Annotated in this window: 16 protein-coding genes; 5 read left to right on the forward strand and 11 right to left on the reverse strand. The window is 35.6% G+C overall.

The features are described from left to right. Positions 1-5 precede the first annotated feature (5 nt). From DWB61_RS13835 to mdh, 7 genes are all read right to left on the reverse strand, one after another. Entirely contained in the window at positions 6-665 is a 660-nt protein-coding gene (locus DWB61_RS13835; protein WP_125031505.1) for an ABC transporter ATP-binding protein, read from the reverse strand. A 30-nt stretch (positions 666-695) separates the two neighbouring features. Continuing rightward, positions 696-1622: a calcium/sodium antiporter gene (locus DWB61_RS13840; RefSeq protein ID WP_125031506.1), complete on the reverse strand. Its 927-nt coding sequence runs from the start codon at positions 1620-1622 to the stop codon at positions 696-698. 113 nt (positions 1623-1735) lie between these two features. Continuing rightward, positions 1736-1954, reverse strand: coding sequence for a Sec-independent protein translocase subunit TatA/TatB (locus tag DWB61_RS13845; protein ID WP_156190255.1), 219 nt, complete (start codon positions 1952-1954; stop codon positions 1736-1738). Positions 1955-2125: 171 nt separating this feature from the next. Next, the gene (gene secDF / locus DWB61_RS13850; protein WP_125031508.1) at positions 2126-5092 is read right to left on the reverse strand and encodes a protein translocase subunit SecDF; all 2967 of its coding nucleotides are present in this window, start codon (positions 5090-5092) and stop codon (positions 2126-2128) included. A 134-nt stretch (positions 5093-5226) separates the two neighbouring features. Beyond that, positions 5227-5667: a retropepsin-like aspartic protease gene (locus tag DWB61_RS13855; RefSeq protein WP_125031509.1), complete on the reverse strand. Its 441-nt coding sequence runs from the start codon at positions 5665-5667 to the stop codon at positions 5227-5229. A gap of 200 nt (positions 5668-5867) precedes the next feature. Further along, positions 5868-8567 (reverse strand): TonB-dependent receptor, encoded by a 2700-nt coding sequence (locus DWB61_RS13860; RefSeq protein ID WP_125031510.1) that lies wholly within the window; start codon positions 8565-8567, stop codon positions 5868-5870. Between the two features lie 198 nt (positions 8568-8765). Further along, entirely contained in the window at positions 8766-9701 is a 936-nt protein-coding gene (gene mdh, locus DWB61_RS13865) for a malate dehydrogenase (RefSeq protein WP_125031511.1), read from the reverse strand. 753 nt (positions 9702-10454) lie between these two features. Here mdh and DWB61_RS13870 point away from each other — a divergent pair. Together DWB61_RS13870 and DWB61_RS13875 are read left to right on the forward strand one after the other, a co-directional pair. Beyond that, a complete protein-coding gene (locus DWB61_RS13870; protein WP_125031512.1) occupies positions 10455-13076 on the forward strand; it encodes a valine--tRNA ligase in 2622 nt (873 codons plus the stop codon). A gap of 329 nt (positions 13077-13405) precedes the next feature. After that, positions 13406-13798, forward strand: a complete 393-nt coding sequence (locus DWB61_RS13875) for an HU family DNA-binding protein (protein WP_125031513.1) — start codon at positions 13406-13408, stop codon at positions 13796-13798. A 397-nt stretch (positions 13799-14195) separates the two neighbouring features. Here DWB61_RS13875 and DWB61_RS13880 read toward each other — a convergent pair whose 3' ends face one another. Next, complete coding sequence (locus DWB61_RS13880) at positions 14196-14561, reverse strand: hypothetical protein (protein ID WP_125031514.1); 366 nt, start codon at positions 14559-14561, stop codon at positions 14196-14198. A gap of 111 nt (positions 14562-14672) precedes the next feature. Between DWB61_RS13880 and DWB61_RS13885 the strand changes: the two genes are divergently transcribed. Beyond that, positions 14673-15023, forward strand: a complete 351-nt coding sequence (locus DWB61_RS13885) for a RidA family protein (protein WP_125031515.1) — start codon at positions 14673-14675, stop codon at positions 15021-15023. Between the two features lie 186 nt (positions 15024-15209). Further along, entirely contained in the window at positions 15210-16538 is a 1329-nt protein-coding gene (locus tag DWB61_RS13890; protein ID WP_125031516.1) for an NAD(P)/FAD-dependent oxidoreductase, read from the forward strand. Between the two features lie 24 nt (positions 16539-16562). On the opposite strand, the gene DWB61_RS13895 is transcribed toward DWB61_RS13890, so the two are convergent. Together DWB61_RS13895 and DWB61_RS13900 are read right to left on the reverse strand one after the other, a co-directional pair. Then, entirely contained in the window at positions 16563-18608 is a 2046-nt protein-coding gene (locus tag DWB61_RS13895) for a TonB-dependent receptor family protein (protein ID WP_125031517.1), read from the reverse strand. Between the two features lie 171 nt (positions 18609-18779). Next, positions 18780-19904 (reverse strand): PQQ-dependent sugar dehydrogenase, encoded by a 1125-nt coding sequence (locus DWB61_RS13900; RefSeq protein ID WP_125031518.1) that lies wholly within the window; start codon positions 19902-19904, stop codon positions 18780-18782. 530 nt (positions 19905-20434) lie between these two features. Here DWB61_RS13900 and DWB61_RS13905 point away from each other — a divergent pair. After that, positions 20435-21100 carry a DUF6515 family protein gene (locus DWB61_RS13905; protein ID WP_125031519.1) on the forward strand — a complete coding sequence of 222 codons (666 nt, stop codon included), beginning with the start codon at positions 20435-20437 and terminating at the stop codon, positions 21098-21100. Positions 21101-21147: 47 nt separating this feature from the next. On the opposite strand, the gene gdhA is transcribed toward DWB61_RS13905, so the two are convergent. Next, entirely contained in the window at positions 21148-22515 is a 1368-nt protein-coding gene (gdhA, locus tag DWB61_RS13910) for an NADP-specific glutamate dehydrogenase (RefSeq protein ID WP_225423400.1), read from the reverse strand. Positions 22516-22528: the final 13 nt, after the last annotated feature.

Raw genomic sequence — 22528 nt, forward strand, 5'->3', positions numbered from 1 at the left:
GAATTTTAGGCACTAATATCTATCATCCCATCGGTCATCACAATTTTTCGATCAGCCATATGTTCCATCTCCAGATCGTGAGTGACGATTACAAAGGTTTGGTTGAGTTTGTTTCTTAGGTCTACAATTATTTCGTGCAATTCCTGACGTGTAACAGAATCTAAATTACCCGATGGTTCATCGGCAAAAATAACCATAGGATCGTTGACTAAAGCTCTAGCAATAGCCACTCTTTGCTTTTCTCCTCCCGATAATTCGGATGGTTTATGATCTAAGCGATGATCTAAACCTAGCATGCATAAAAGTTCCTTCGCTTTTGTTGTTGCCTCTGCTCTTGATTTTTTTGCAATAAAAGCGGGAATGCAAACATTCTCTAATGCTGTAAATTCTGGTAAAAGATGATGGAATTGAAAAACAAATCCAATATTCTTATTGCGGAATGCCGAAAGATCTTTTTCATTTAAGCTCGAAATATCGACACCATCAAAAAACAATTGTCCAGAATCTGGTCGATCTAAAGTTCCTAGAATTTGAAGTAAGGTTGTTTTTCCTGCTCCACTTGCCCCCACAACAATAACAATTTCTCCTTTTTTAACATTAAAGTCTAAACCTTTTAGGACATGAACCTGTCCAAAACTTTTCTTTAATTGTTTTGCTGTAATCATAGAAATGGGCTATTTGAAGCTCTGTTTTTTTTATTTATTGAAAATAAAAAAGACGTAAGCAGAATAAACTAAAATAAGAATAAGGCCTTTCCATCGGTGCAGTTTTGCCTTTTTTAATGGTAATACTAACAAAAATAAGAGAAAAGAAATTGCGAGCATCCAAATCATATCAAAATTAAGAGCATCATTGCTAACAAAGATGTTTTTAACAACAGACGTGATACCTAAAACGCCGAATATATTGAAAATATTTGAACCTATAATATTACCAACAGAGATGTCCATTTCCTTTTTTAAAGCTGCAATTGCAGAGGTTGCTAACTCGGGAACTGAAGTTCCAAAAGCAACAAGAGTTAGTCCAATAACACGTTCACTGACGCCGTATCCTAAGGCGATATTTTTAGCCGCACCGACCAAAAGATCGGCTCCAAAATAAAGACCAATCGAAGACAAAACAATTAAGCCAACTGCCTTTAGTATGGAATGTTCAGGTTTTTTGAATACTTCTTCTTTATTGCCCCTCGATTTTATAACTGTGAAAATCATATAGGCAATTAGTAAAATAAGAAAGCTAATACCTTCCCAGGTTTCGATCAGATTATTTTGAGCAAAGGCAAAGAATAGGAGTGAGGCTCCCATCATAACAGGCCAATCGAATTTGAGAGAATTGCTTTTTACGGGCAGTGGTAACAGGAGAGCTGTGAATCCAAGTACTAGGGCAATATTGGATACATTCGATCCCACAACATTTCCTATGGCAATATCAGGACTACCAGAAAGTGCCGCCCCTAGACTCACAAATAGTTCTGGTGCCGATGTTCCAAAAGAGATAACGGTTACACCGACAACAAGTGTTGATATTTTGAAATGTGAAGATAGTGCAACACCACCTTTTACGAGTAGATCACCACTAGATAAAAGAATGACAAAGCCTATAATGAGATATAGATAATCCATATGGAATTAAAGATTGCTTAAGTATATATAAAAACAGGCAGAAGAATGAAATATCTCTGCCTTGTCTTTATCAGTTATGAGGGATAAGCTTTATTTTAGAATAAGCTAAAGGCTTAAAGCTTTTTGCTTAAATCGTCTTTAAAATCCTTGAGGTTGTTTACGATATCAGATTCATCTTTGATTTCTCTCTTAATATCTTCAGTCGCTTTCTTGAATTCTTTCATTCCTTTTCCTAATCCTTGGGCAAGTTCTGGAATTTTTTTAGCTCCAAAAAGCATCACGACAACAAGAATAACAACAAAAATTTCTGGTCCACTTATAAATAATAACATGATGTTTTAATTTAAGATTTGTTCAAAGATACCAAAAGTGATTGATTCTTGTATATTCTTTAACTAATTAAGAATGGGTGACTCGCAATATTAATCTATTCTGAAATCATTTAAATAAAAAATGCCCCGAGGATTTCCTCGGGGCATGAAGTGTATCAAGAATGATAGGTCTTAGTGTTTTTTAGCAATTACTTTCTGAATACGTAGTTTTGTATCATAAGCAATAGGCGTTGCAATAAATAGTGAAGAGTATGTACCTACTACAACACCCACAATTAATGCAAATGTAAAGCCTTGGATTGATGTTCCACCGAAGAAGAAGATCGCTAACAATACAACTAAAGTAGAAAGAGAAGTACTAAAGGTACGACGCAAGGTACTATTCAATGCATTATTAATATTTTCTTCTGGATCGCGTTTAGGATATAATCCCAAGTACTCACGAATACGGTCAAATACAACCACGGTATCATTAATCGAATAACCTACTACCGTTAGAATCGCTGCAATAAAGGCTTGATCAATCTCCAGTGAGAATGGCATGATACTGTAGGTTGCAGAGAAGATACCCAATACAATAATTGTATCGTGAGCAAGTGCTGCAACAGCACCTAAACCATACTGCCAGTTAGAGAAACGAATCATGATATAAAGGAAAATCACGATCAATGCAAACAGGATAGACCAAACTGCTGACTGACGAATATCATCGGCAATAGTAGGACCTACTTTTTGTGACATCTTTCGGTTATTTTCAAGGAATGATTCAAGTGTTGTTCCAGCTGGAAGATACTTTTTCAAACCTTCAAATAATTTAGCTTCTACTTCATCATCAACTTCAACGCCGTCTTCGTCAATTTTGTATTTAGTAGAAATCTTAACCTGACTATCACCACCAAATGTTTTCACCTCAGGAGCGTGTCCGTAAACAACATCAAGAGATTTAGCAATTTCACCAACAACGACTGGCTGATCGAAAGCGACAACATAAGTTCTACCTCCGGTAAAGTCGATACCTTGATTTAAACCACGAGTGGATAAAGATGTGATTGACGCTAAAATAGCAATAGCAGAGAACACATAGAATATTTTTCTTTTCTGGATGAAAGTAATGTGTGCATTACGCAACCATTTATCAGTAAGTTTTGTTGTAAAAGTAATGTTACGCTTACGCTTAAGACCACCTTCAAAGAACAAACGAGTAATGAAAATCGCTGCGAATAATGAAGAGATAATACCGATTACAAGAGTTGTAGCGAAACCTTTAATTGGACCTTCACCAAAAATGTAAAGAATAATACCCGTCAAAAGAGTGGTTAAGTTACCATCGATAATCGCTGAGTAAGCATTTTTGTAACCATCAGAGATCGCTAAACCTAAACCTTTACCAGACTTCATCTCTTCCTGAATACGCTCGAAAATAAGTACGTTCGCATCAACCGACATACCGATTGTTAAGACAATACCCGCAATACCAGGCAGAGTTAACACCGCACCTAATGAAGCTAATACCCCGAAGATGAAGAATAAGTTGGTAATCAAAGCAATGTTAGCTGTAAGACCAGCACCTTTGCTATAGAAGAAGAACATATAAAGTAAGATCAATACGAAAGCGATAATGAATGACCACATCCCTTTTTCAATTGACTCTTGTCCCAATGATGGTCCAACAACTTCGTCAGCAATAATATGTGCAGGAGCTGGAAGCTTACCTGACTTAAGAATATTTGCAAGGTCTTTCGCTTCAGCGATAGTGAAGTTACCACTAATAGAAGAAGATCCACCTTTGATTTCTGATTGTACAGTTGGAGCAGAATAAACGTAGCCATCAAGAACAATAGCAATTGATCTTTGCAGGTTATCCTTAGTCAAACGTGCCCAAACTTTTGCACCTTCACCGTTCATACTCATCGATACTTCAGCTCTTGCTGATTGCTGATCGATTTCTTCACGAGCCGAAGTTACAACGTCACCATCAAGTGGTGCTTTGCCATCGCGACTTGTTACTTTAATAGCATATAGTTCGAAAACATTTCCACCATCGTCGATAGACTTAACGCCCCAAAAGAACTTCAAGTTACGTGGCATAACCGATTTAACGGCTGGCATTGCGAAAATACGATTAACGCGAGCAGTATCTTTAATGTGTGAGTAACCCACAACAGCTAAAGAAGAACCGCCTCTACCTTGGTTAGGATTAAGAACCGAGAATAAAGGGTATTTCTCAGCTAACTCTTTAGCATTGCTTAATGAATCTTGAGATGCACCTTCAATTTTATCTAAAAGAGCAACTTCTTCGTCAGCCTTTACTTCGTCCTTTACTTCAGGAGTTGCATCAACGACTTGGCTAGCAGCATTAATTTCAGCTAACTTTGCATTAACTGCATTTAAAGCACCACCAATTTCGCTGTACGTATAAGTTTCCCAGAATTCAAGACTTGCCGTTCCCTGTAATAGTTTACGAACACGAGTTGCATCTTTAATACCTGGAAGTTCGATAATGATACGACCCGATACATCAGCTTTCTGAATGTTAGGTTGTGCCACACCGAAACGGTCGATACGAGAACGAAGAATATTGAACGTATTGTCAATCGCAGCTTCAGTTTCTTTTTTAAGTACTTTAAGAACGTCTTCGTTCTTAGCTCCAAAAGCAATTTTATCTTTTAACTCAAGAGTTCCGAAAATATCTGGAGAAGATAACTGAGCGCTAGGGTTAATTTCGCTAAATGCTTTTCCAAAAAGCGTTACGAAGTCATCCTGAGAGTTAGCTTGCATCTGCTTAGCTTTTGCAATAGCTGCAACGAAAGTTTCGTCCTTGCTATTGTTAGCCATTGCCTTGATGATGTCAACAACAGAAACCTCCATTGTTACGTTCATCCCACCCTTAAGGTCAAGCCCTAAGTTCATCTCAAGCTCTTTACACTCTTTGTAAGTATAACCTCTTAGTCCTAAGAAACTATACACTTTTTCTCCTCGAATTGAATCCAGGTAAGTTTGCTCTTTCTTGATATCGCCTGCACCAAACAGACGAGCATCTTTCTCAACTTTCTTCGTTACATAAGTAAAAGTCAATTGATACAAACTCACTAGGGCAAATACAATAGCGAGAAGTCTAATCGCTCCTTTATTTCGCATGTGTTTAGGTTTAATAAATTCTTATTATGTGATATTTTTATTTTTCACCTCAAATTAACGCACAAATATATTATTTTTTTTTGAATTTGTTTGAACTATATTTTTGTGCTCAGTCTCATTGCTTTAGACAGTTTTTATTGGTTTTTGTTTAAAATGAGGAGGCTTTTTTGATAATCGATTATGGCCTGATGATTAAGTAAGAAATCACTGCCCAATAATCCACAAATTTGACGTTGGCAATGTTTCTCATACATTTTATTAATATGATTTAAATCGATGAGTACAACATTTAAAGCCTCCGATGTGAAATCACCAAAACTCAAACTTGTAATTTCAACTAAATCGGAATCAATATCCTCGCCGCCTAAACCACAGGATTGTAAATCGTCTTTGTCCTGATCTTTGTGTTGGTAGTTGAGTACGAAATTCCTATCGAAAACAGTTTTTGAGGCACCTGTATCTATAACCATATCACCGGTTTGCTCTCCGTTTAGAGTACATTTTACAATAAGATGAAAACTCTGAGTTTCAAGCTCAATGATTTCAATGGGAATACGGGTGGCTTGTTTATTCATTGGGGTTCTTTCCTCGATTTTATAAATTTTGAAAACCAAAGATAAGGAATGAGAGGGAAGAATATGGCTATTTTGCTTTTTATTAAATGTCTAAATGCTTCTTTGAAACATATATGAATAAAGTCGGTTCTTACTGGGAAGGGATTCTCAGTGCATGATATCATAATTATTGCACATGTTTATATTGTTTTTATTATTCTCTAGCCTTCATTTCTATTTCTGATTTTGTAAGTAAAGCTTAGCATGTAAAACTTATTCATTTTCTTTGAATAGCTATCAGTCGTATACAAATCTCTTACCCGGTGCGTTCTTTCGCTGGTTTGATTTAAAATGTCGTAAGCGACAAATGAAATTTCACCTCTTTTATTTTTGAATACTTTGCTTGAAATACCGATATCAAGCAACCAGTTGTTTTCAATATTATGAGAATTGATGTTGTTTTTAGTTTCAAACTTGGTGTTGGTCTTTAGAATAAAGCTCTTAAGAAAATTCCAATATAGACTTAAGCTATTGGTTTGAGATAAATATTTTGAACTGGATGTTTTAAGTTTGCTGTTCTTTGAAACGGAATAATGCGTTCTACTTGAAAGAGTAAAGTCAAGCTTTTCATTAATATTTGAATGAAGCTCTAAAGCCTGATTCAGGTATAAAGAATTTGAAAACGATTTTTTATCATTTATCAAAGTTGGGTTATGCATGTAATTTGCCGAAGCATTGATGTTCAGTTTTGATTTTAGTTTTGTGACAGGGATACCATATGTGATTCTACCGCTAATATTATATTGCCCATTAAGGTTTGTGGGTTGTGAGAACTGGCCTCCTTTAGGGAGTCTACACTTACCATTGATAAGGGTGTCATTTTCAGCGATAATAGTTCTCTGGCTAATGGATCTGTTGGATTTATTTACGCTCATATTCAAAGATGTGAAACGTCCCGTTTCCATATTCGATGATGTGTAAAATAGTATGATATTGTGATTTTGAGTTTGCTTTAAGTCTGAGTTCCCCATTGAAATGAAAAGCGGGTTTGAAATATTTGCGATTTCCTGTAGTTGTTGTCCGCTGGGGTTAGATGTACCCATTCTGTAATAGATGTTAAACATTGAATTTGCATTCAAGTTGTATGAAAAACTAGCTGAAGGTAAAATGGTGAAGTAACTTTTCTCTAGATCCTGTTTATTTGGAAATGATTCATCGTTTTTAAGATGAGTGTATTCAAAATCACTTCCTAACATGAAACTTAGTTTGTCGTTACGAAAGTTGTACGAGATTCGAGAGGTGTTGTTAGTCGTGAGATTTTTAAATTGGTTTGATGTTAGAGTATCAAGCTTTGAATAAGCTGTAGAATTTGTGTCTAGATTATAATTCGATTTCTTCGATTTTTCTCGATGAATTGAATAGTTGTAGCCCAATGATAAACGACTATTATTTCCTAATTTTTCATTGAATGATATGTTAGATCTAAAATGGTCGGAATTTGTTTTTTGATTTGATATCTGATCAATATTTTGGTTGCCTTGCTCAGTTTGTCCTTTAAGCTGAGATTTCTGATTAGTATTGATTGTGTTGTCGTCTCTATTATATGAGGCTTGCACAGATAGTGTACGTCCTTCTTTATTCAAATTTCGGGAGAACATGAAATCCTGGGAAAAGTTGGTTGATTTGTTATCCGATGCTGTTTTGTTATTATTAGAATTGATAAATTCAGCAAATTTGTGAGTTTCAGAAATTGATGTGTTCTTCGTTTTTAAATCCGATGTTGATAAGTTTGAGCCCAGCATGATTTGATTTTTGGGATTGCTTTTAATATCCCAGTTAATGCTTAATGCATGTTTAGTCTGATCGTTGTTTGAGGTGTCTTTTTCAGATAACACCTGGCCTTCACGTGGAAAGGACGTGTAGGTACTTAAACTTCTGGTTTCGCTTTTTATATCATTTTCAGAATAGCTATAGTTGGCTGATAATTCACTTTCATTTTTACCCTTGTTATTAAAATCTAAGCCTAGATTATTATCTTGTAAATCATTCCCACTAATCGATCGTCGAAAAGCTCCTTTGCGACCTAAGTGAAGTGGAGCGTTAACATTCTTTGAGTTTCCGACAATTGTAAATCGAGTGTTTTCAGAAAACTGATTGAGGGTGGCTTTCATAGCATACTTCTCATCTTTACCTATTCCACCAGCAATGTTCCCAAATCGCATATTCTTACTTTTTTGTTTGGTTACAATGTTTATTGTTTTGCTTTTCACCTTATCCTCAAAACCTGAAAATTTTGACTCTTCACTTTGATATTCATAGACTTCAATTTTCTTTATGATATCAGTAGGAAGGGTTTCTAAGGCTCGATAGACATCTTTCCCAAAGAATTTTTTTCCATCAACTAAAACTTCTTTAACGGTTTGGCCTTGTGCTGTTAATTTACCATCAAGGCTATAAAATCCAGGCATTTTTGCAATTAATTCTTCTGCTGTAGCATCCGGATTTACTTTAAAGGCATCCGGGTTGAATATTGTAGTATCACCTTTTTGCTTTGTTGGTGGGAGTGTTTCAACGATATTAATTTCTCTCAACATTTTTTTGTTTTCAATCAAATTGAACTGGCCAACATTTATTGTTGTTTTGTCGAGATGGATTGTTTTCTTTATGGTTCTGTAACCGATAAATGAAATAGAAAGATGATAGTCTCCAGGTTTGACTTTCATTAGGAAATCCCCCTTATCATCAGTAATGGTTCCTCTTATATCTAGTGAATCTTTTTGATTAGTGATAACAATGCTGGCGCCAGGCACGGTGTTCTGAGTGTTTGAATCAAATACAGAACCTTTAACAATGCTATTTTTTTGAGCAGTGCTGATGATTGAGCTTAGAGAACAAAGAAGAATAAATATATATCGCATCATATTTTTTAGGAAAATGAGCTGCTAATATAGATATATCGAAGGTTTAACAAATTAGGAGGTAGGGTTAATACTTGTTAAATATGATATGGAAGTGTTTAATGGTCTGAATACTTGCCTTGTAGATTGAGTGGGTGGATATGAAAAATAAAGGCCTGACACGAATGTCAAGCCTTTTCATATTGTGCAGTTGAAGAAGGATTAGATGATATTCATTCCATCCAAAACATCCATTACTGACTTAACTGCGGCAGCAGAACCTTTCAATAATTCCATTTCGGCATCGTTCAGTTTTACTTCAATTACTTCTTCGATACCAGCCTTACCTAATTTAACAGGTACACCTAAATAGATGCCTTCCATGCCATATTCACCGTTTAGAAGTGTACAAACAGGGAAAATTCTTTTCTGGTCACGAACAATAGCCTCTACCATTTGAGCAGCAGCAGCACCTGGAGCATACCAAGCAGAAGTTCCCATTAGGTTGACTAACTCACCACCACCTTTTTTAGTTCTTTCGATAATTGCTTCTAGTTTATCAGCATCGATCAACTCAGTTACAGGAATACCAGCAACAGTTGTGTAACGAGGAAGTGGTACCATAGTGTCACCATGACCACCCATCAATAGAGCTTGAATATCTTTTGGTGAAACTTGCAATTCGTCAGCAATAAATGCACGGTAACGAGCAGTGTCAAGTACACCAGCCATACCAAACACTTTAGTCGATGGTTTTTTTGCTGCTAAATAAGCTGCGTAACACATCACATCTAAAGGATTAGAAACAATGATGATGATCGCATCAGGAGAGTGCTTTACAACGTTTTCTGTAACCGACTTTACGATTCCAGCATTGATAGAAATTAAGTCATCACGACTCATGCCTGGTTTACGTGGAAGTCCTGATGTAATTACAACAACTTCAGAACCTGCAGTAGCTTCATAATCGTTAGTTACACCTGTTACTTTAGTATTGTAATAATTGATTGGAGCAGTTTGCCACATATCAAGAGCTTTACCTTCGGCAACGCCTTCTTTGATATCCAATAAAACGACTTCGTTTGCTAATTCTTTTTGAGCGATGCAATTTGCACAAGTAGCGCCTACATTACCCGCGCCTACAACAGTTATTTTCATATGCGTAATTTTTTATATTATCGTTTAAGTCCTTCATTCTGTTTTGCTTTTAAAACTTAAAGCAGAATTTCAAATGAATTTAGCTTAGAACGATAAAGTATATACAACTAATAATTTGATGTTCTTTATTGAAGAAATATTTCTTTATTCGAAGACAAATATATTCAGATTGGCATAAAATAAATGCCTTATTTACCTGCTCTTCAACAGTTATACTTAAATATATGAAAATAGTTTAGCTTTTGTGTAATTACGGATGCTTTTATCTTAAACCCGAAAACGATTGCGTCTCGAAAAATAGATGTTTTTATTATAAATACTGTTGTTTAGAGCCTTTTAGGAAAGGAATATGGAAATTGAAATATTTAAGGTGAATTGAATTTTTAATTAAGGAGATTTTTATTGATTTAGTTACTTCTCTCTTGAATTTAGTTATCGATTGTGAGAAATTATGCTTAGTAGGTGATGGTCTTGTTTTATTTCTCTTTTTTCAATTATAATATTAAGAATTCATTATTTATTTGGTTGTGAAAATGCCTCAAGTTTATTTTGTACTGTCTTTATTTAAAATCTCGCACTTAAGTCGGGTTTTTAACCCAGAATTTCTTAATTTCGTGCCAAATTTTTCGCAAACAATTTTTATCTAAATACGAGTTGCTTAGATTGAAAGACAGTTAATTAGATTAAGTTTTTTAAAATTTATGATTTTGAATTTAGCTGTTTAGGAATTAAGGACTCAAAAATTAATAAATAATGGAAATCCCAACAAAGTACAATCCTGCAGAATCGGAGGACAAGTGGTATAAGTATTGGATGGATAAAGGATTCTTCCACTCTGTACCAGACGAGAGAGAGCCATATACAATTGTGATACCACCACCAAACGTCACTGGTGTGTTACACATGGGGCATATGCTGAACAATACGATTCAAGATGTATTGGTCCGTAGAGCTAGACTACAGGGAAAAAATGCTTGTTGGGTACCTGGAACCGATCACGCATCTATTGCGACTGAAGCAAAAGTTGTGAATAAATTGAAGCAGGAGGGCATTTCAAAAGCAGATATTACTCGTGAAGAGTTTATGGAACATGCTTGGGAATGGAAAGAGAAACATGGTGGTATTATTTTGGAACAGTTGAAAAAACTGGGTGCATCTTGTGATTGGGATCGTACTGCATTTACTATGGACGAGGGTCTTTACGAATCAGTAATCGATACTTTTATTGATCTGTATAAGAAAGATAAGATCTATCGAGGTGTTCGTATGGTAAACTGGGATCCATCAGCTCAAACAGCTGTTTCTGATGAAGAGGTCATCCACAAAGAATTGCAATCGAAACTTTACTATTTAAGATATCAAGTTGAAGGTAGCGATGATTATATTACGATTGCAACCACTCGTCCTGAAACGATTCTAGGTGATACAGCAGTTTGTATTAACCCAAACGACGAACGTTTTGCTCATTTAAGAGGTAAGCGTTGTATCGTTCCTTTGGTTAATCGTTCTATTCCGATTATCGAGGATGAATATGTAGATGTGGAATTCGGTACAGGTGCTTTGAAAATTACACCTGCTCATGATATTAATGACTATCAGATTGGTGATCGTCATAATTTGGAAACCATCGACATTTTCAACGATAACGGTACCATGAGTGAAGCTGCGCAGCTTTATGTAGGGAAAGATCGTTTTGAAGTTCGTGACTTGATTCTTCCTGATTTGGAGAAAGCCGGTAATTTGGTGAAGGTTGAAGATTACGTAAATAAGGTAGGTTTTTCTGAGCGTACCGATGCGGTTATCGAGCCTAAATTGAGTATGCAGTGGTTCCTTAATATGAAGGAATTGGCTGAGCCAGCTTTGGAGCATGTGATGAATGACGATATTCAGTTACACCCTGCTAAGTTCAAGAACACCTACCGTCATTGGATGGAGAATGTAAAAGATTGGTGTATTTCTCGCCAGTTATGGTGGGGACAGCGTATTCCGGTTTATTACTTACCAGAAGGTGGTTATGTAGTAGCAAAGACAATTGAAGAAGCTCTTGTTGAAGCAACAGCTAAAACAGGTAAAACCTATCAGGCTGAAGATTTGCGTCAGGATGAAGATGTATTAGATACATGGTTTTCGTCTTGGTTATGGCCTCTTTCAGTTTTCGACGGTATTCGTAATCCAGAAAACGAAGAAATTAATTACTATTATCCTACTAATGATCTTGTTTCGGGACCAGATATTCTATTCTTCTGGATCGCTCGTATGGTTATTGCAGGATATGAATATAAAGGAGAGAAGCCATTTTCTAATGTATATTTAACTGGTATCGTTCGTGATGAATTAGGTCGTAAGATGTCTAAATCATTAGGGAATTCACCAGATCCATTAGATCTAATTGCTAAGTATGGTGCTGATGGTGTTCGTGTAGGTATGCTATTGTGTTCTCCTGCCGGGGGAGACTTGCTTTTCAACGAAAACTTACCCGAGCAGGGACGTAATTTTACAACGAAGATTTGGAACGCATTCCGTTTGGTTAAAGGATGGGAAGTTGCCGATATTGAGCAACCAGAATATGCTCGTATTGCAACTGAAGTTTTCCATGCTCGTTTGAATAACACCATGGAGCAACTGGATGAGCAGTTCAAACAGTATCGTATCAGCGAAGCTTTAATGACTGTTTATACTTTATTCCGCGATGAATTCTCATCATGGTATTTAGAAATGGTTAAGCCAGCTTATCAGCAGCCAATAGATAAGAAGACTTTCGATTCAACTGTCGCTCTTTTTGAGAAGTTAATGCAGTTGTTGCACCCATTCATGCCTTTCTTAACAGAGGAAATCTGGCAATTACTTGCCGATCGTTCTGAAGAGGATAGTATCATGGTTTCAGTTATGCCTAAACCAGATTCATATGATGCTAACTTATTGGCAAAATTTGAGCAGGTGAAAGAAGTGATTGTAGCTGTTCGTAATATCCGTAAGCAGAAGAATATTGCTTTCAAGGACGTTTTAGAAATGAACTACAAAGCAAAAGAAGATAATTACGATACTTCTTTCGATTCTGTAGTAGCTAAAATGTGTAACCTGCAAGAGATTACGATTGCGAATGGTGAAATGACTGGAGCCATGTCGTTTATTGTAAATGCAATTGAGTATTTTATTCCTCTTGGAGATCTTGTTGACGTTGAAGAAGAATTGAAGAAGATGGAAGAAGAGTTGAAATACACTCAAGGCTTCCTAATGTCAGTTCAGAAGAAAATGAGCAACGAGCGTTTTGTAAACAACGCACCTGCAAAAGTAATTGAGATTGAGAAGAAGAAAATGGCTGATGCCGAAGCTAAAATTAAGGTTTTAGAAGATCGTATTGCTAGTATGAAGTAAGAAGAGATTAACTCTTAATATATAAATGCCGTTCCAACGATTTGGAGCGGCATTTTTATTTGCTCTATAACTTAAACTTTTAACTCACCTTTTTCTATTCACTAACTATAGCTTGGTCATCTTATACTGTGCGTTTGACACTCTTCTACCGTTAATTCGATTATCTTCTAACTACAACTTAATTATTTGATGTACATGAAACATTGCTTTGATGTATCTTAAACTTATTTTTGATGTACATAAAAAATGATTAACTTGTAGGTGATAATGTTAGATCGTAATGACAATAGAATCAACTTATAGTTAGTGTTAATTCAAATCATCGGTATATGGCAGTCTATTATAAACCTGTAAAAATTAAAATACCATTGAGTAAGGATGGTAAAAAAGAGAAATATTACCCTAGGGTCGCGAATCGACGGAAGGAAGATTTAAGAGATATCGCAGATCGAATTTCGTCTATGTCTACTTTTAGTCCATCGGATGTGGTTGGTGTTTTAGAGGCTTTCACCGGGTTAATTCCTGAGTTGTTAAAAGACAATACAAGTGTTGAATTGGGCGATTTAGGGACCTTCTCTCTTCATATCTCAGCTGAAGGTGTTGATTCGGAGGAAGAGGTGACACGTCATCGCATTAAGAAAAGTACCATTGCTTTTCGTCCTAGTAAACGCTTAAAGCAAGATATTGCAACGGTTGATTATCGAAAGATTCCGAAGAAGTGAAAAGAATATGCCTGATGGAAAGCTCCGCTTGTCCGATTCTTAAAAGAGAATTAGAGATTATTCTTCAAACCCGTCCTAAATGTTTTTGTTTATGTTCTGCATTTTATTGTTAACAATGCATTTAAGTTAGATGTTAAGATAGAGAGGTTATTTTTGGGCACTTTTATAATATGGCATCTCTTTTAAATGTTTTTCGTTTTACGAAAGCTTTAGAAAGACCGGGAAGTTCCGAGCTTGTCGAGGAAATCACCCGGCCGCACTTAAGCGTGAGGCAAATAAGAAAGATATTTAAAAAGTAGCCTTGAATTTCTTTGCTTCGTTTCTTGTTTCAAGACAAGAAATGATGTCGGGTTTGGGTGGAAAGCCCAATTGTAAAAATTATTTAGGACAAGATTGATTATTCTTTTTCACTAGGAACATGTTGGTATAGTACAATTCGATTCGTGACCAATTTTTCGTAATCTTCTGATTCTCCAGATTTGAATTCACGAATGACTTTCCCTTCACAATCCCAAAGCGTAACGCCAAAAGCTAATCTGACTCTGGGGTCGGTAATCATCACATAAAAAACGGTTTCGTTCTTGTATGAAGCTTGGTAAATTGTTTTCCCCACATCGCTATCCTTTAAAGATTCTTTAAGCTCTTTGAGCCAAGCTACATCTTCAAGTGGGTTTTGTACTTCACACTTTGATGTAACATTTTTACTGGCGTCGCATGATGAGAATCCAAGAAACAGGATTAGAACAGAAGTAATTATTTTCATGACTTTGTATTTTTTCTAGAATTTGACTGTTTATGAAGATAGTCATAAATGTTGACTTGAATGATGATTTATTATCTTCGTGTTTACTATTAACACTAAATAATAAACACGATGAGTATTACAAGAACAGACTCAACGCCAAGAATGAGCCGTATTGTAGAACACAACAATACGATCTATCTATGTGGGCAAACCGCTAAAGATGCAAATGCTGATATTAAGGAACAGACGATTACAACTCTTGAGAAAATAGAAGAGCTATTGGATAAAGCTGGGTCAGATAAAAAACACATTTTATCTGTTACTATTTATGTGCGCGATATGAAAGATTTTGCTGCAATGAACGAAGTTTGGGATGCCTGGGTAGAGGATGGACATCAACCAGCCAGAGCTTGTGTCGAAGCTCGCATAGCACGACCAGAATTATTAGTTGAAATGTCAGTCATTGCTGCAAAGAAATAATATAAAATATAATAGCAAGTCATTAATCTCAGTTTTGATCTTATTCAAAACTGGGATTTTTTGTATTCTTCAAATTTATAATTTCATTGAATTAGATTATTAGCGAATTTCTTCTTTATTTTGTATCAGATAAAAAGGTCTTTTATTATTTAAGGGATTTTGATCAGTCTGTCTAATAATTTTGAAATGGAAAAAATTAAGCATATTCCTGAAAATGGAAAGAAGAGAGTTATAATCATTGGTGGCGGATTTGCTGGATTAAAGCTAGCTCGACAATTGGCTAATACAGCTTATCAGGTTGTCTTAATTGATAAAAATAATTTTCACCAGTTTCAACCCTTATTTTATCAGGTTGCAACCTCGGGATTGGAACCCAGTTCTATCGCATTCCCTTTACGTAAAATTTTTCAGAAACGTCAGAACGTCCATTTTCGAATGGCGGAACTCTTGGAAGTCAATACTAATGTTCAAGAGATTTATACCAGCTTAGGAAAACTGAAGTATGATCACCTGGTTTTAGCTACTGGCGTTGATACCAATTATTTTGGGAACAAAAATATTGAGCAATTTGCGATCCCGATGAAATCGGTTTCGGAGGCGATTTTTCTTAGAAATTCCATTCTTAGAAATTATGAGAAGGCGCTAAATGAATCTGATCCTGTAAAGGCTGCCAATTATATGAATATTGTTTTAGTTGGTGGTGGGCCTACGGGTGTAGAGTTGGCTGGAGCTTTAGCCGAAATGAAATCAGAAATTCTTCCTAAGGATTACCCTGAGTTGGATTTTTCTTTGATGAATGTGTATTTGTTCGAAGCATCGGGGCAATTGCTAAATGGCATGTCGGATAACGCATCTAAGAAAGCAGAAGCCTATTTGAGAAAATTGGGAGTGATCGTGAAAACTGAAGCACGTGTAGCGGACTATGATGGACTAACAATAAAACTTGATAATGGAGAGGCGTTTCATTCTTTCACTTTGGTTTGGGCTGCAGGTGTCATTGCAAATCCGATTAAAGGAATATCTGAAATTGCAGCCTCTCGAGGTGGTCGAATTCGAGTTGATTTATATAATAAAGTGGCAGGCTTGAATCAAGTATATGCCATTGGTGATTTGGCTATTCAAAAAGAGGGCGATTATCAAAATGGACATCCTCAGGTTGCTCAAGTTGGCTTACAGCAAGCTGGTAATCTTGCTAAGAATTTCAAGAATCTTCTGCAGAATAAAAGCATGAAGACTTTCCATTATAAGGATAGAGGTTCGCTAGCTACAATTGGCAAAAATTTGGCTGTGGCTGATTTGCCAGGAATGAAAATACAAGGCTTTGCAGCTTGGATTCTTTGGTTGTTTGTTCACTTGATGGCTATTGTTGGTGTGAAAAATAGATTCTTCATTTTAATTAATTGGGTTTGGAATTATTTTACATCCGATCAATCTTTGCGAGTTTTGATTAGACCTAAAAAAAGGAGCTTTACCGATATAGCTTCAGAAAGGCATCAGAAAATAAATTTAAACTAATTGAATGAATGAAGAATTAGCTGTTTATATTTTTAATAATATACCCGCATATATATTAATGTTAGGGGCTGGTTCAAAATATCGTTGCCCGAAAGCATTAATGCGTATGTTATCATTATATTTTTGATTGAAAAGGTTGCTTATTCCTAAGAAGGGTTTCACAGTAAGTCCTTTATATTGATGGGAATATCCAAGGTTTAGTTTCGAAAGAAAATAAGAGGGGATTTTTACAGTATTAGCATCATCTGCATATAATGAACCTATATAGTTGGTTTGAAAATTAATATAAAAATCCTTTTGTGATTGATATTCTAATGAAATACTTGCTAATTTTTTTGGAATTCCAGGTAAATAGTTTCCTTTAAAATTGCTGTCTCCAACCCAATAATCTTTATATTTTATGTTAGAGAAGGTGTATGATGTATTCAGTTTCCAGTTTTTATTAGGACGGTAAGTCATCTCGAATTCCAATCCATTCCGATTTGTTTTTCCAGCATTTCGGTAAAAACTACGTCCTGGAGAAGTTTCTATCTCATAGGGGACCAAGTCATTTTTTGTCTTGATAAAGAAATAGTTGAACTGGTAATATATCTGTTCACTTATTTGTCCTTTTAATCCGATCTCGTAATTTACAGCAGTCTGTGGTTTGAGTTTATGGTTGAAACCTTGTTCCCCCTGTGGATTGGCAGATAATTCAGAAAGGGAAGGTGTTTCAAAACTAGTTGAGATACCAGTAAATATTTTTTGATTATTTATGACGTTATATGCGAATCTTAAACTTGGATTTATTCTGCGATATGTTAGAATATCTGATTGATCGCCATCAATTAGAATTCTGTCCTGGGCTTTTAGTTTATTCCAATCAAACCGAAAACCTCCTGTCAGATTCCATCTCCCTGAAGAAAAATGATCGAGTAAATAGAGCCCAATATTACCAAATTTTTCTTGTTGATTTAAAGTGATATTTCCTTGAAAACCATCTAAGTTTTCATAACGCTTTCTATTGTCAGACTGAAAATTAATGTCATATCCTAGTTTAAACTTATTTTTTGAGTTTTTGTAAGTTAGACTTGCTCCATGGCCACCATAGTTTCTATACAGATTAATAAGTCCTCCATATTCAAAAGGAAGTTTACCTATAAAATCACGATAACTAAGAAAAGTATAGGCGTCTAGGTCTAATCCAACATTAATTCTCCCCTTTAGTGCGAGTCCTATTTTTAATTGCTTGACAGATTCCTCCGTTTTAAACTGGAGATTTGTGTTTCTTGCTTGTTGGCGATCTGTTTTTACTTCTTCCATATTTAACCCTCCCGGATCTTGAGCTACAGGGCTATTTAAGTAGTTTAAAATAATATTTAGTTTATATCGGGAGCTTAATATGTAAGAAACATTCGTGTTAAATGCGTATTGTTTAAAACGACTGTGTTCACGGTATGCATTAGATGAGGTATAAGCCCCATGTATAAAGTATGTTGCACGTTTAATTCCAAAACCAGTACTTATAGAATGGTTTTGCATGGCAAAGGCTCCAATTGAAGTTCGTAATTTGGAAAATGGTTGTGCGAAATTTTTCTTAGTCTGTATGGCAATAACACCGCCTGAAGCATTCCCATAAAGTGATGAGGCTGCTCCTCTAATCACTTCAATTTGTTTTATTATTCCAAGGTTTAAATTATCCAATTGTCCTTGCCCATCAGGAGTGGTTTCGGGAATACCGTCAATAATGAGTTTTATGCCCCTAATGCCAAATGCTGATCGAGAACCAAAACCTCGGATTGAGATTCTTAAATCTTGAGCAAAGTTATTTGCATTTTGAGAATATAGCCCTGGAATTTGATTAATAAACTCTTGTAAAGAAAGTTGAGGTTTGAATTGATCTTCTTGTTTTGTCTTTAATACAGAATAAGCATAGGGCAGTTGATTGAAAGTACTTTCAATTCGACTAGCCTTAACATTAATTGTTTCTAAAGTGTATCTTATTAAAGTATCTTGCTTTTTAGTTTCTTGAGAAATGGCTAGAATCGGTAATAAAACAAGACAAAATATGATTGGCTTTATCGGATTCATGGTGCTATTATTTTTATTCCCAAGTATAAATTGTTTTGCAGAAATCAGTTTTACTTCAATAAAATATTAATATACTCTCTATGTTTTTAGGTTCGGGTTTTGTGCTTCCGTCTAAAATGATTGGAATAGCTAAAAAAATGCATCGTCTAGAATTGTAGCTATTATTTATTCTTATTTAGGACTTAACCTAAATATGCCTTTAGATTCCACAGCTACATAAATATAACCATCAGGGCCTATTCGAACATCTCTAACTCGTCCAATATCAGGTAATAATTTCTCGCGATTTACAACCTGATCATCTTTTATGGTAAGAAGTTCCAGATGCTGAAACACTAAGGAACCTACAAGAAGATTTCCTTTCCATCCCTTGTAAATATCAGATGTAATAAAGCACATCCCACTGGGTGCAATAGAGGGAGTCCAATAATGAATAGGTTGTTCCATGCCTTCTTTGTGTGTAATATCTGTAAATGTTGTGCCATCATAATTAATACCATAGCTAATAACTGGCCAACCATAGTTTTTTCCTTTTTCAATAATATTAATTTCATCTCCCCCTTTGGGACCATGTTCGTGTTCCCATATTTTTCCAGTTTCTGGATGTTTTGTTAAGCCTTGTGCATTTCGATGCCCAAAACTGTATATGGCTTCTTTAGCACCAATTTGTCCAGCAAAAGGATTATCTGCAGGAATTCGTCCATCGTCATAAAGTCTATAAACCTTACCACAATCTCGATTTATATCCTGAGGATTTACATCTCTATCGCCTCTGTCCCCAATGGTGAAGTATAAATACCCATTATTATCGAATGTAATTCTACTACCAAAGTGATGCTCTTTTGTGCTATTAGGAGAAGCTTTATATAATAATTGATTATCTGTCAAGATATTTCTTTCTGCATCTAATTTGGCTCGCATTATTGCAGTGTTGCTTCCTTCCCCATCGCCCTGGGTTGAGATATATGAGAAATAGATCAAATTATTTTCTTCATAATTAGGATGTAACACGATATCCATTAATCCTCCTTGGCCACGCATCAAAATATCTGGCAGACCTTCAATTTCAATTTTTTCACCTTCAATGAAGTGATATAATATCCCTGATTTTTCCGTTATTAATAAACTTTTATCTGGTAGAAATGCCATAGCCCAAGGAATTGTTAAGTCATCAACAATTAGTTCATAACTAATTGAAGTTGGATTGTTTTCTATTGGAGTACTGTTTTGTTTGTTTTGACATTGAGCTAATAAACTAACCGATAGAAAAAGAAGAATAGGCGCAGAGATTTTCATATGATTTAGCTTTAATATATTTCTATTGAGATTATTAAATTCTTATATAATATACGTTAATAATAAGTTTGTAAATAGTTTATTTCGAAGTGTTTTGACCAATTGTGAGATTTGCCTGATAAAAATTTAAGTCTACTTATCTTCTTAGGAAAAGTGCGATTATGTATTTAACTCTTTGGCAATTTCTTCATTTGATAGTTATTGTTGGGCCGAGAAATTGATTCTTCATTTTAATTAATTGGCTTTGGAATTATTTTATATCCAATCAATCCTTGAGGGTTTTTAACAAGACCTAAAAAAAAAAGAAGTTTTACTGATATAGCTTTAGAAAGCTATCAGGAAACAAATAAAATAAATGTGAATTAGCTTTAGTTTAATTCTTTATGAGCACTAAATACACTTGTGTTTGGTGCTTTCTTATTTTTATGGCACAAGCTTTGCAGTGTAGAGCAATAATAAGAGTGATATATCAGTTTAAGATTTATCCCTACCAGAGGATAACTATTTTTTAAAACTTAAATACAATTGCCATGAGAAGATCGATAATAAAGAAGTTGGTTGCCAGTATAGTATTGGTAGCAGCAATTATATTTTCAGGACTACCTACTTTTGCTCAACACAGATCACATCAGGATGAGCGAAACAGGAATGAGAAAAGCAAATATACTAAACGAACTAAAGAGCATAAGCAAGATAAGAAGAAAGATTATCATGCAAAGAGCCATAAGAAGCATAACCATCATGATGAGTATTCTAAGGTAAGAACTAGACATTACGATGGAGATCGTTATCATAACGATAGAGTCGTAAGACGTCATGATAATCATCAATATGACAGACATGCTAAGCATGGGCATAGTCACCACAAACAAGTTGCTCGTCGTTATTACAAGCGTCATGGACATAGATGTTATGCACATCCAAGATATGGGGATGTCGTCGTAAAATTCTCAGCTCGACCAACTATTATTACTCATTGCGATGGTGACTTTTATTATTCAAGAGGGCGATACTATCAGTATTATCCAGAGCTTGGTTACATAAGAGTAAATGCTCCAGAGGCAGCTTGTTTTGATCATATCCCTGATGGGTGTGAACGTGTTTCTTACCGAGGAGGGGTTTATTTTAGACTAGGTGATCTTAGTTTTGTGAAAGATGGAAGAGGATTTCGATTGGCTGGATCAATAGAGTTATAATATATGAATAGAGTAATTAAAGAGGCGCCATTGGCGCCTCTTTTTCTTTATACCAGTCCTTGAGCCAACATAGCTTCGGCAACTTTTACGAAACCTCCAATATTAGCTCCATCCATATAATTGATAAAGCCATCTTTTGTTTTGCCATATTTTACACAAGTGGTATGAATATCTTGCATAATTCGCTTTAAGTGACCGTCAACTTCTTCACGAGTCCAGCTCATACGCAATGAATTTTGCGACATTTCCAATCCTGAAACAGAAACCCCCCCGGCATTTGCAGCTTTCCCAGGTCCATAAAGAATTTTATTCTTAAGATAAACATCAACGGCATCAGGTGTGGAAGGCATATTGGCACCTTCTGAAACGCAAATACAACCATTTTTGATTAATAATTCAGCCTCTTGCTTATTAATTTCATTTTGTGTTGCACACGGTAGAGCGACATCGCATTTAATTTTCCAAGGTCTTTCATTTGCGTAATATTCAGCGCCGAATTTTTTAGCATATTCTTCAATTCTTCCTCTCTTTATATTTTTTAATCGCATGACAAATTTTAATTTCTCAGCGTCGATACCATCTGGGTCATGAATGAAACCAGATGAATCGGAAAGAGTGACGACTTTACCACCAAGCTCATTTACTTTTTCGGTTGTGAACTGAGCCACATTGCCAGAACCCGAAACAGTTACAATCTTACCTTTGAAACTATCATTTCTGGTTCTAAGCATTTCGTCAGCAAAATAAACAGTACCATATCCTGTTGCTTCAGGGCGAATTAAACTGCCTCCCCATTCCCTTCCTTTACCAGTAAGAACGCCTGTGAATTCGTTTCTCAATCTTTTATACTGACCAAACAGGAAGCCAATTTCACGACCACCAACACCAATATCACCGGCTGGAACATCAGTATTAGGTCCTATATGCTTTGAAAGTTCAGTCATGAAACTTTGACAGAACCTCATTACTTCACCATCTGTTTTTTGTTTCGGGTCGAAATCCGATCCACCTTTCCCACCACCCATAGGCAGTGTGGTGAGACTATTTTTGAATACCTGTTCAAAAGCTAAGAATTTTAATATGCTAAGATTTACTGTTGGGTGAAAACGAAGTCCACCTTTATAGGGTCCAATAGCAGAGTTCATTTCAACTCGGTACCCCCTATTGACTTGAATTTCTCCTTTATCATCAACCCAAGGGACTCTAAAAATAATAATACGTTCAGGTTCCGACATACGTTCAAGAATCTTTGCATTCTTATATTTCGGATTGTCTTCAATAAAATTGAGCAAGGATTCCGTTACCTCGTGCACAGCCTGATGAAATTCTATTTCGCCTGGATTCCGATTTTTAAAATTATTCATGAATTCCTCTCCAAAGCTTGATCTTTTTGTGCTTGTCATCGTACTTGTCATATCTGTGGTTTTA

Source organism: Ancylomarina euxina (assembly GCF_003863355.1).
In the GTDB taxonomy this organism is placed as follows: Bacteria; Bacteroidota; Bacteroidia; order Bacteroidales; family Marinifilaceae; genus Ancylomarina; species Ancylomarina euxinus.

Coding starts and splice junctions, on each gene's coding strand:
- DWB61_RS13845 (WP_156190255.1), bottom strand. CDS start 1,954: ATGTTATTATTTATAAGTGGACCAGAAATTTTTGTTGTTATTCTTGTT.
- DWB61_RS13905 (WP_125031519.1), top strand. CDS start 20,435: ATGAGAAGATCGATAATAAAGAAGTTGGTTGCCAGTATAGTATTGGTA.
- DWB61_RS13835 (WP_125031505.1), bottom strand. CDS start 665: ATGATTACAGCAAAACAATTAAAGAAAAGTTTTGGACAGGTTCATGTC.
- gdhA (WP_225423400.1), bottom strand. CDS start 22,515: ATGACAAGTACGATGACAAGCACAAAAAGATCAAGCTTTGGAGAGGAA.
- secDF (WP_125031508.1), bottom strand. CDS start 5,092: ATGCGAAATAAAGGAGCGATTAGACTTCTCGCTATTGTATTTGCCCTA.
- DWB61_RS13840 (WP_125031506.1), bottom strand. CDS start 1,622: ATGGATTATCTATATCTCATTATAGGCTTTGTCATTCTTTTATCTAGT.
- DWB61_RS13875 (WP_125031513.1), top strand. CDS start 13,406: ATGGCAGTCTATTATAAACCTGTAAAAATTAAAATACCATTGAGTAAG.
- DWB61_RS13900 (WP_125031518.1), bottom strand. CDS start 19,904: ATGAAAATCTCTGCGCCTATTCTTCTTTTTCTATCGGTTAGTTTATTA.
- DWB61_RS13885 (WP_125031515.1), top strand. CDS start 14,673: ATGAGTATTACAAGAACAGACTCAACGCCAAGAATGAGCCGTATTGTA.
- DWB61_RS13860 (WP_125031510.1), bottom strand. CDS start 8,567: ATGATGCGATATATATTTATTCTTCTTTGTTCTCTAAGCTCAATCATC.
- DWB61_RS13870 (WP_125031512.1), top strand. CDS start 10,455: ATGGAAATCCCAACAAAGTACAATCCTGCAGAATCGGAGGACAAGTGG.
- DWB61_RS13890 (WP_125031516.1), top strand. CDS start 15,210: ATGGAAAAAATTAAGCATATTCCTGAAAATGGAAAGAAGAGAGTTATA.
- mdh (WP_125031511.1), bottom strand. CDS start 9,701: ATGAAAATAACTGTTGTAGGCGCGGGTAATGTAGGCGCTACTTGTGCA.
- DWB61_RS13855 (WP_125031509.1), bottom strand. CDS start 5,667: ATGAATAAACAAGCCACCCGTATTCCCATTGAAATCATTGAGCTTGAA.
- DWB61_RS13895 (WP_125031517.1), bottom strand. CDS start 18,608: ATGAATCCGATAAAGCCAATCATATTTTGTCTTGTTTTATTACCGATT.
- DWB61_RS13880 (WP_125031514.1), bottom strand. CDS start 14,561: ATGAAAATAATTACTTCTGTTCTAATCCTGTTTCTTGGATTCTCATCA.